We start from the raw sequence: 9,880 nt of genomic DNA on the forward strand, positions 1-9,880 counted from the left end.
GGGCGCGCCGGGCGGACCGGTCGGAGTTGCCCGTCAGGCGCGGTACGCCGTCCAGTGGTCCTTCATCCGCTGCACCTGGCCCGAGGTGAACTGGGTCATGCAGGCGTCGTAGGTGTAGTCCATGAAGTTGTGGATCGGGTCCACACCGGTCTTGCTGGCGCAGCTGTCACGGCCCGTCGGGCAGGCGTACGCCGGGCTCTTCTCGGCGGGGGTGTCGGTGACGTAGTCGCCGTTGCCGTTACAGCCGCCCTGGAAGGTGTGGTACAGCCCCATCCAGTGGCCGACCTCGTGGGTGGCGGTGTCGCCCTCGTCGTAGTTGGCGGCGGAGCCGCCGGGCAGTGAGGCGTCGAGCACGACCACGCCGTCCATGGACGGGTTGGAGTTGTACGAGGACGGGAAGGTCGCCCAGCCGAGCAGGCCGCCGCCGAGCTTGGCGGTGTAGAAGTTCAGCGCGCCGGCGCCGCCCTGGCGCAGGGTGGACTTCATCTCCTTCTCGGCGGTGGAGCCCGAAGTCAGGTTGTACCAGGAGGCGTTGTTCGTGTAGTCGGTGCCGGCCAGGGTGAACTGGAAGCCCGCGTCGACGTTGCCGGTGCCCTGGCCGGCGTAGGCCGCGTTCAGGACCGCGAGCTGGCTGCTGATCTGCGCGGCGGTGAGCTTGCCCGTCTCGCCGTCGTGGATGACGTGGAAGTACACCGGGATCGACGTCGCGGCGGCGGCCGAGAGGTCACGGCCGGTGGTGCGGGCGGCGTCGAGACGCTTCTTGAGGTCCGCGTCCATGGCCTTCGCCTTGGCCTCGGAGATCTCGTTGGGCTCGTGCGCGTGGCCGGCGCCGGGACGGGTCTCACGGGCGGTGGCGCCGGCGTGCGCGTCCTCCGCGCAGTCCTCGGCGGTGGCCGCGGCCGAAACGGCCGCCTTCGGCGCGGCGACGCTGCCCGGGGCGAAGAGCGGGGCGATGGCCAGGGTTCCGGCCATGATCGCCGTACCGACTGCGCGGTGGCGCAGTCGGGGGGATATACGGGCAAGAGCGCGCATTACGTCTCCTCGCGGGGGGTTGTGAAGGGGGCCTTTCCTGGCCACCGCGGGGAGATTACGGGTGCATGTCAGATCTTGATGAGGACCCTTCAAGCCCAATCAATCCAAGGGTGATTACGGACATCAGGGAGAAACGTTTCGGCCGTGTCCGGGGTTTGAGATCCGCACGTAACGAATGCAGTGACGACGACGGGTGGTGTGTCCGCATTGATGGTGCGGATCACGCCACCCGTCGTGATGATGTGATCTCCCGTTAACGTGTCGCCGTGTGGCTGGAAATCGTGCCTAGCGCACGGGCTGGTTCACCCGCTCGACCTTCTGCGTTCCACTGAGCGTCCGGTAGGAGCGGGACCACGAGGACGACGCGTCCTGCTTCGTCCGGTCGGAGATCGTGTAGTAGTCCATCTGCGAGCGCTCGGCGGTCACGTCGAGCACGCCGTAGCCGTGGGCGTCCATGTCGACCCACTTCACATGGCGGTTGGCGGCGCGCACCGCGGCGGACGCGACCAACGAGACGGTCCCCGGCGCGACATGGAGGATGTCGTCCAGGTTGTCCGAGCTCACCGACGTCACGACGAACTCGGTCGCCGCGGACGCCGACAGCGGATACGTCGCCGCCCTGACCGGGACGTCGTTCGCCCACGCCATGTGGATGTCGCCGGTGAGGAAGACGGTGTTCTCGATGCCGTGCCGCGTCAGGTGGGCCAGCAGCTCCTTGCGGTCGTCCGTGTAACCGTCCCACTGGTCCACGTTGACGGCCAGCCCCTCCTTGGGCAGGCCCATCAACTCGGCTATCGGCTCAAGCAGATGCGCGGGAAGCGAGCCGAAGGCGACCGGCGAGATCATCACCGACGTGCCGACCAGCTGCCACGAGGCGTCGGAGGCGGTGAGGCCGGACTTCAGCCAGTCCAGCTGTGCCCGGCCGGTGAGCGTGCGGTCGGGGTCGTCCACATCGCCGTTGCCGATGCCCGACTGCTGGGAGCGGAACGAACGCAGGTCCAGCAGATGCAGATCCGCGAGCTTGCCGAAGCGCAGCCGCCGGTAGACGGTGCCCTCGGTGGACGTGCGCACCGGCATCCACTCGAAGTACGCCTGCTTGGCCGCCGCGACGCGGGCCGCCCACTCGCCCTCGGCGCCGGGCGTGTGGTTCTCCGCGCCGCCCGACCAGGCGTCGTTGGCCAGCTCGTGGTCGTCCCATATCGCTATCAGCGGGTGCGCGGCGTGCAGCGCCTGGAGGTCGGCGTCCGTCTTGTAGGTGGCGTGCCGCAGCCGGTAGTCGGCGAGCGTCACGATCTCGTGCAGCGGCGCGTGCTTGCGCACGCCGTACTCCTCGGCCGGATAGCCGCCGGCGGCGTACTCGTAGATGTAGTCGCCGAGATGCAGGACCGCGTCGAGGTCGCCGCGGGCCGCCAGGTGCCGGTACGCGGAGAACCAGCCGGCCTCCCAGTTGGCGCACGACACCACGCCGAAACGCACACCCGGCGTGGCCGCGTCCATGGCGGGAGCGGTACGGGTCCGGCCCACGGGGGAGACCGCGCCGCCGGCGGTGAAGCGGTACCAGTAGGAGGTTCCCGGACGCAGACCGCGCACATCCACCTTGACGGTGTGGTCGAAGGCCGCCTTCGAGACGGTGGTGCCGCGGGCGGCGACCTGCGTGAAGCCCCGGTCCTCGGCGACCTCCCAGGCCACCTCGGTGTCGGCGCCCCTGCCGGAACCGGGCAGGGCGTCGGCGCTCGGAGTCACGCGGGTCCACAGCAGCACGCCGTCGGGCAGCGGGTCGCCGGAGGCGACGCCGTGGAGGAATACGGGAGCCTGGTCCGCCGCGACGGCGGGGGAGGCGGTGGCCGCGAGAACGGGTGCGGCGACAGCGGTGGCGGCAGCGGCCTTGACGACCGTGCGGCGACTGGGAGTTGAGGAAGATCGACTGGTCACGGCCGATCAGACTACTGATCAGTACGTCGAATGGGCGGGCGAACGGAAAAAGTTCGCCCGCCCATCCGGAGCGGTAAACCGGCCTGTCGCCCTCCGGACCGCCGACGGCTCCCGGGAGGGCGGGGATCAGCCCGCCAGCGCCTTGTCGATCGCCGTGCTGAACTCCTCCACCGTCATGGGCGCGTTGTCGCTGCCCTCCGCGGTGACCTTCTTGCCGTCCATCTTCAGCGTCGGCGTGCCGGTTACGCCGCTCTTGTCGAACGTCTCCGACATCTTCATCGCCCAGGCGTCGAACGTCCCGTCCTCGACGTTCTTCTTGAACTCCGCGTTGCTCTTGAGCGCGGGCACCGAGTCGGCGACCTCGAGGAGGTAGGAGTCCTTGGCGAACTTGTCGTCGCTCTCCTCGGGGTGGAACTCGGCCGAGTACAGCGCCGACTTGTAGGCGAGGAAGGCGTCGGGGCTCACGTTCAGCGCGGCGCCGAGCGCGCTCAGCGCGTTCTTGGAGCCCTCGCCGTTGGTGGCGTCGTCGATGAAGGTGGCACCGATGTACTTGACCTTGTACTTGCCGGCCTCGACGTCCTTGTCGACCGTCTCGCCGACCGCCTGCTCGAAGGTCGCGCAGACCGGGCAGCGCGAGTCCTCGTAAAGCTCCAGGGTCTTCTTCGCGCTGTCCTTGCCGACGACGACGGTCGTCCCGTTCTCACCGGAGGTGTTCTTCGGCGCGGTGACGTTCGACTCCTTGGCCACCGACTCCCAGTGGCCGGGCTTGTTCGCCTGCATGATGCCGAAGCCGATACCGCCGGCGACGGCGAGCACCGCGATGCCCGAGCCTATGACGACGAGCTGCCGGCGGACCTTGTCCTTCTTGGCCTGCCGCTCGCGCTCCTGGCGCAGCCGCTCGCGGGCCGCCGCCTTGTTGGCCTGGGTGTTGCGCTTGCTCATGATGATTCACTCCGTGTGGGGTCGTGCGGGGACGTAAAAGGGGGATCTCCGGTTCAGGCGCAGAGCGCGACTGGAACGGGTGGTCCCCTCCGTCCCACGGAGTGCACCAGCAGACGGGTGCGGGAAGAGCGCGGCAGGTACCGGCCAGGACGTGACTCCGGTCGCGCGGGGCCGGGGGCATGCACCGCCGCCACCGCCAGCAGCAGCGGCCGGAAGGCGACGGCGCCGACCACCCGCACCAGAGCGGCGAGCGCGGCCTCACCGCGCCGCAGCCAGGCCGCGGCCAGCAGGCCGACGCATACGTGGGCGGCCAGCAGCAGCCACGGCTGCGCCGGGTCGGGGCTGCTCAGCAGTGCCGCGAGGCCCTGCTCGTCCCCGGGCAGCGCCGTGCCCGGAAGCGCCGAGCCGACCTCGCCGCCGCACAGCACGTCGAAGCCCACAGCGCGCAGCGAACCGGCGACCGGTCCGCCCGCGGGGCCGTAACAGACATGCTGGCCGGTGGTGAAGACCGTGTCCGCGGCCAGCTCCAGCGGGATCAGCAGCCCTGCTATGCGCCAGAACCCGCGCTCACGGCCCGACAGCGCGAAGGCCGCGGCGAACACGGCTGCGGCGAGGGCGGCGACGGTGGACAGCGGAAGCGGGGCTCGGGAGAGCAGCACATGGGAGGCGGCGGACAGCGTCACGACCAGTGCCGTGAAGATCGCTGCCCGCAGCCCCCTGAGCCGCGTCCCGGACATGTCCATCGCCGCCGAGTGTGCCATGTGTTCCTTAAGAGCCTCTTAAAAGAGGAGCGCGCGAAGACCTCCGGCCGGGCGCCCGCGCCTACAGGCCCGGGATCCGGCCGTTGCGGAACAGGTCGACGAAGATCTGGTGGTCGGCCCGCGCCCTCGCGCCGTAGCGGTGCGCGAAGTCCACGAGCAGGTCGCCGAAGCCCTCCTCGTCCGCGGCGATCGCCGCGTCGATGGCCCGCTCGGTGGAGAACGGCACCAGGGAGTGGCCGCTCTCGTCGTCGGCGGCGGCGTGCATGGTCGCCGTCGCACGGCCGAGGTCGGCGACGACGGCGGCGATCTCCTCCAGGTCGTCGATGTCCGACCAGTCGAGATCCACCGCGTACGGCGAGACCTCCGCCACCAGCTGGCCGGAGCCGTCCAGCTCCGTCCATCCCAGCCACGGGTCGGCGTGGTCCTGGAGGGCGCGCTGCGAGATGACCGTGCGGTGCCCCTCGTGCTGGAAGTACTCACGGACCTGCGGGTCGGTGATGTGCCGGGAGACCGCCGGGGTCTGGGCCTGCTTCATGTAGATCACGACGTCGTTCTCCAGGGCGTCGCTGTTGCCCTCCAGCAGGATGTTGTACGAGGGCAGGCCGGCCGAGCCGATACCGATGCCGCGCCGGCCCACGACGTCCTTGACGCGGTAGGAGTCGGGGCGGGTCAGGCTGGACTCCGGCAGCGTCTCCAGATAGCCGTCGAAGGCGGCCAGGACCTTGTACCGGGTGGCGGCGTCCAGCTCGATGGAGCCGCCGCCGGACGCGAACCGGCGCTCGAAGTCACGGATCTCGGTCATCGAGTCCAGCAGCGAGAACCGGGTCAGCGAGCGCGCCATCCGCAGGGCGCCCAGCAGCGGCCCGTCCGCCGTGTCCAGTGTGAAGGGCGGCACGTCGTCGTCCTTCGCGCCGGTCGCCAGGGCGTGGATGCGCTCGCGGTAGGCGGCCGCGCAGATCCGCACCAGTTCCGTGATCCGCTCGTCGCTCAGCGCCTTGGTGTAGCCGATCAGGGCCAGCGAGGCGGCCAGCCGCTTCAGGTCCCAGGTGAAGGGGCCGACGTACGCCTCGTCGAAGTCGTTGACGTTGAAGATCAGCCGGCCGTTGGCGTCCATGTACGTGCCGAAGTTCTCCGCGTGGAGATCGCCGTGGATCCACACCCGGCTCGTCCGCTCGTCCAGATAGGGACCGGCGTGCTGTTCCCGCTCCATGTCGTTGTAGAAAAGACAGGCCGTGCCCCGGTAGAACGCGAACGCCGAGGCCGCCATCTTGCGGAACTTGACCCGGAAGGCGGCCGGGTCGGCGGCCAGGAGCTCGCCGAAGGCGACGTCGAAGACGGCGAGGATCTCCTCGCCGCGCTGTTCGGCGGTGGGCTGCGGGACCGGCATCTCTGAGTGCCTCCTGGTACATGACAAATGGGACGGCGTTTCCGTCCCGTCCAACGCATGACGGTACGCAGGAGTGCCCGCCCCGCAGCCCGGCCGCGTCCCCTCATAGAGGTGCCGCGCCCCGCGGCAATCCCGTCGCGGTGTCAGTGCGGCGACGTAGACTTCCACGCTGTCCCCCAAAGCGGGGGTCTGGGGGTCGCACCCCCAGGAGATCGCAGCCCGGAGGCCCGCCGCCGTGACCAAGCCGCCCTTCACGCACCTTCACGTCCACACCCAGTACTCGCTGCTGGACGGTGCTGCGCGGCTCAAGGACATGTTCGAGGCGTGCAACGAGATGGGCATGACCCATATCGCCATGTCCGACCACGGCAACCTCCACGGGGCGTACGACTTCTTCCACTCCGCCAAGAAGGCCGGCGTCACGCCGATCATCGGCATCGAGGCGTACGTCGCCCCCGAGTCCCGGCGCAACAAGCGCAAGATCCAGTGGGGCCAGCCGCACCAGAAGCGCGACGACGTCTCCGGTTCCGGCGGTTACACCCACAAGACGATCTGGGCGGCGAACGCCACCGGCCTGCACAACCTGTTCCGGCTCTCCTCCGACGCCTACGCGGAGGGCTGGCTGCAGAAGTGGCCGCGTATGGACAAGGAGACCATCGCCCAGTGGTCGGAGGGCCTGATCGCCTCCACCGGCTGCCCCTCCGGAGAGCTGCAGACCCGGCTGCGCCTCGGCCAGTTCGACGAGGCCCTGAAGTCCGCCTCCGAGTACCAGGACATCTTCGGCAAGGACCGGTACTTCCTGGAGCTGATGGACCACGGCATCGAGATCGAGCGCCGCGTCCGCGACGGACTGCTGGAGATCGGCAAGAAGCTCGGCATCCCGCCCCTGGTCACGAACGACTCCCACTACACGTACGCGCACGAGGCCACCGCCCACGACGCGCTGCTGTGCATCCAGACCGGCAAGAACCTCTCAGACCCCGACCGCTTCCGGTTCGACGGCACCGGCTACTACCTGAAGTCGACCGACGAGATGTACGCGATCGACTCCTCCGACGCCTGGCAGGAGGGCTGCCGCAACACCCTCCTGGTCGCGCAGCAGGTCGACACGGAAGGCATGTTCGAGGCCAAGAACCTCATGCCCAAGTTCGACATCCCCGAGGGCCACACCGAGGTGACGTGGTTCAAGGAGGAGGTCATGCGCGGCATGGAGCGCCGCTTCCCCGGCGGCATCCCGGAGGACCGCCAGAAGCAGGTCGAGTACGAGATGGACGTCATCATCCAGATGGGGTTCCCGGGGTACTTCCTCGTCGTCGCCGACTTCATCATGTGGGCCAAGAACCAGGGCATCGCGGTGGGCCCCGGCCGTGGTTCCGCGGCGGGCTCGATCGTCGCGTACGCGATGGGCATCACCGACCTCGACCCGATCCCGCACGGTCTGATCTTCGAGCGGTTCCTCAACCCCGAGCGCGTCTCCATGCCCGATGTCGACATCGACTTCGACGAGCGCAGGCGCGTCGAAGTGATCAGATACGTCACGGAGAAGTACGGCGCCGACAAGGTCGCCATGATCGGCACGTACGGCAAGATCAAGGCGAAGAACGCCATCAAGGACTCCGCCCGCGTGCTGGGCTACCCGTACGCGATGGGCGACCGGCTCACCAAGGCCATGCCCGCCGACGTCCTCGGCAAGGGCATCGACCTCAACGGCATCACGGACCCCTCGCACCCGCGGTACAGCGAGGCCGGCGAGATCCGCGCGATGTACGAGAACGAGCCGGACGTGAAGAAGGTCATCGACACCGCCAAGGGCGTCGAGGGCCTGGTCCGGCAGATGGGCGTGCACGCCGCTGGCGTGATCATGTCGAGCGAGACCATCACCGAGCATGTCCCCGTGTGGGTCCGGCACACCGACGGCGTGACCATCACGCAGTGGGACTACCCGCAGTGCGAGTCGCTCGGCCTGCTGAAGATGGACTTCCTCGGTCTGCGCAACCTCACGATCATGGACGACGCCATCAAGATGGTGAAGTCCAACAAGGGCATCGACCTGGAGATGCTCGCCCTGCCGCTCGACGACCCCAAGACCTTCGAGCTGCTCCAGCGCGGTGACACCCTCGGCGTCTTCCAGTTCGACGGCGGGCCCATGCGTTCCCTGCTGCGGCTGATGAAGCCCGACAACTTCGAAGACATCTCCGCCGTGTCCGCGCTCTACCGCCCGGGCCCGATGGGCATGAACTCGCACACCAACTACGCCCTGCGCAAGAACAAGCAGCAGGAGATCACGCCGATCCACCCGGAGCTGGAGGAGCCCCTCCGGGAGGTCCTGGACGTCACGTACGGCCTGATCGTCTATCAGGAGCAGGTGCAGAAGGCCGCCCAGATCATCGCCGGGTACTCGCTCGGCGAGGCCGACATCCTCCGCCGCGTGATGGGCAAGAAGAAGCCCGACGAACTGGCGAAGAACTTCGTCCTCTTCCAGAAGGGCGCCCGCGAGAAGGGCTACAGCGACGAGGCCATCCAGGCCCTGTGGGACGTGCTGGTCCCCTTCGCCGGCTACGCGTTCAACAAGGCGCACTCCGCCGCGTACGGCCTGGTCTCCTACTGGACGGCGTACCTCAAGGCCAACCACCCCGCCGAGTACATGGCGGCGCTGCTCACCTCGGTCAAGGACGACAAGGACAAGTCGGCCGTCTATCTGAACGAGTGCCGCCGCATGGGCATCAAGGTGCTGCCGCCCAACGTCAACGAGTCGATGTCCAACTTCGCCGCGCAGGGCGACGACGTGATCCTCTTCGGCCTCACCGCCGTGCGCAACGTCGGCCAGAACGTCGTCGAGTCGATCATCAAGACCCGCAAGGCGAAGGGGAAGTACAGCTCCTTCCCGGACTTCCTCGACAAGGTCGAGGCCGTCGTCTGCAACAAGCGCACCATCGAGTCTCTGATCAAGGCCGGCGCGTTCGACGAGATGGGCCACACCCGCAAGGGCCTGGTCGCCCACCACGAGCCGATGATCGACAACGTGGTCGCGGTCAAGCGCAAGGAGGCCGAGGGGCAGTTCGACCTCTTCGGCGGCATGGGCGAGGAAGCGAGCGACGAGCCCGGCTTCGGGCTGGACGTCGAGTTCTCCGACGTCGAATGGGAGAAGTCCTACCTCCTGGCGCAGGAGCGCGAGATGCTCGGCCTCTACGTCTCCGACCACCCGCTCTTCGGCATCGAGCACGTCCTGTCCGACAAGACGGACGCCGCCATCTCCCAGCTCACCGGCGGGGAGCACGCGGACGGCGCGGTCGTCACCATCGGTGGCATCATCTCCGGCCTCCAGCGCAAGATGACCAAGCAGGGCAACGCCTGGGCGATCGCGACCGTGGAGGACCTGGCCGGCTCCATCGAGTGCATGTTCTTCCCGGCGACCTACCAGCTCGTCTCCACCCAGCTCGTCGAGGACACCGTCGTGTTCGTCAAGGGCCGCCTCGACAAGCGCGAGGACATCCCGCGCCTGGTCGCGATGGAGCTGATGGTCCCCGACCTGTCGTCGGCCGGCACCAACGCGCCTGTGGTGGTGACGATTCCGACGGTCAAGGTCACTCCGCCCATGGTCAGCCGCCTCGGTGAGATCCTCAGCCACCACAAGGGCAACACCGAGGTACGGATCAAGCTCCAGGGCCCCCGCAAGACCACGGTCCTGCGGCTCGACCGGCACCGTGTCCAGCCCGATCCCGCTCTCTTCGGCGACCTCAAGGTGCTGCTCGGCCCGTCCTGTCTGGCCGGCTGACAGGTCCCGCTCGCAGAAGGGGCGCGCCCGGCGGGACCGGAGGGGCCCGGC

Annotated in this window: 6 protein-coding genes; 1 reads left to right on the top strand and 5 read right to left on the bottom strand. The window is 68.5% G+C overall.

The window, feature by feature from the left end:
• Positions 1-33 precede the first annotated feature (33 nt).
• The 5 genes from ACWGH4_RS23225 to ACWGH4_RS23245 all read right to left on the bottom strand — a co-directional run bounded on the left by ACWGH4_RS23225 (position 34) and on the right by ACWGH4_RS23245 (position 6,054).
• The gene (locus ACWGH4_RS23225; protein ID WP_453463995.1) at positions 34-1,032 is read right to left on the bottom strand and encodes a zinc metalloprotease; all 999 of its coding nucleotides are present in this window, start codon (positions 1,030-1,032) and stop codon (positions 34-36) included.
• 285 nt (positions 1,033-1,317) lie between these two features.
• Positions 1,318-2,964, bottom strand: a complete 1,647-nt coding sequence (locus ACWGH4_RS23230; RefSeq protein WP_453463998.1) for an alkaline phosphatase D family protein — start codon at positions 2,962-2,964, stop codon at positions 1,318-1,320.
• 126 nt (positions 2,965-3,090) lie between these two features.
• Entirely contained in the window at positions 3,091-3,906 is an 816-nt protein-coding gene (locus ACWGH4_RS23235) for a DsbA family protein (RefSeq protein WP_453464001.1), read from the bottom strand.
• Between the two features lie 53 nt (positions 3,907-3,959).
• Positions 3,960-4,649, bottom strand: a complete 690-nt coding sequence (locus tag ACWGH4_RS23240; RefSeq protein ID WP_453464005.1) for a hypothetical protein — start codon at positions 4,647-4,649, stop codon at positions 3,960-3,962.
• Positions 4,650-4,728: 79 nt separating this feature from the next.
• Positions 4,729-6,054, bottom strand: a complete 1,326-nt coding sequence (locus ACWGH4_RS23245) for a DUF2252 domain-containing protein (protein ID WP_441264318.1) — start codon at positions 6,052-6,054, stop codon at positions 4,729-4,731.
• 235 nt (positions 6,055-6,289) lie between these two features.
• Here ACWGH4_RS23245 and dnaE point away from each other — a divergent pair, with 235 nt between their 5' ends.
• Positions 6,290-9,829 (top strand): DNA polymerase III subunit alpha, encoded by a 3,540-nt coding sequence (dnaE, locus tag ACWGH4_RS23250; protein WP_441264319.1) that lies wholly within the window; start codon positions 6,290-6,292, stop codon positions 9,827-9,829.
• Positions 9,830-9,880: the final 51 nt, after the last annotated feature.

The sequence above is a fragment of the Streptomyces sp. NPDC054847 genome (genome assembly GCF_053610925.1).

What these genes read in the sequence shown, in the direction of transcription:
- ACWGH4_RS23245 (WP_441264318.1), bottom strand. Translation starts at nt 6,054, where the DNA reads ATGCCGGTCCCGCAGCCCACCGCCGAACAGCGCGGCGAGGAGATCCTC.
- ACWGH4_RS23235 (WP_453464001.1), bottom strand. Translation starts at nt 3,906, where the DNA reads ATGAGCAAGCGCAACACCCAGGCCAACAAGGCGGCGGCCCGCGAGCGG.
- ACWGH4_RS23225 (WP_453463995.1), bottom strand. Translation starts at nt 1,032, where the DNA reads ATGCGCGCTCTTGCCCGTATATCCCCCCGACTGCGCCACCGCGCAGTC.
- ACWGH4_RS23240 (WP_453464005.1), bottom strand. Translation starts at nt 4,649, where the DNA reads ATGGACATGTCCGGGACGCGGCTCAGGGGGCTGCGGGCAGCGATCTTC.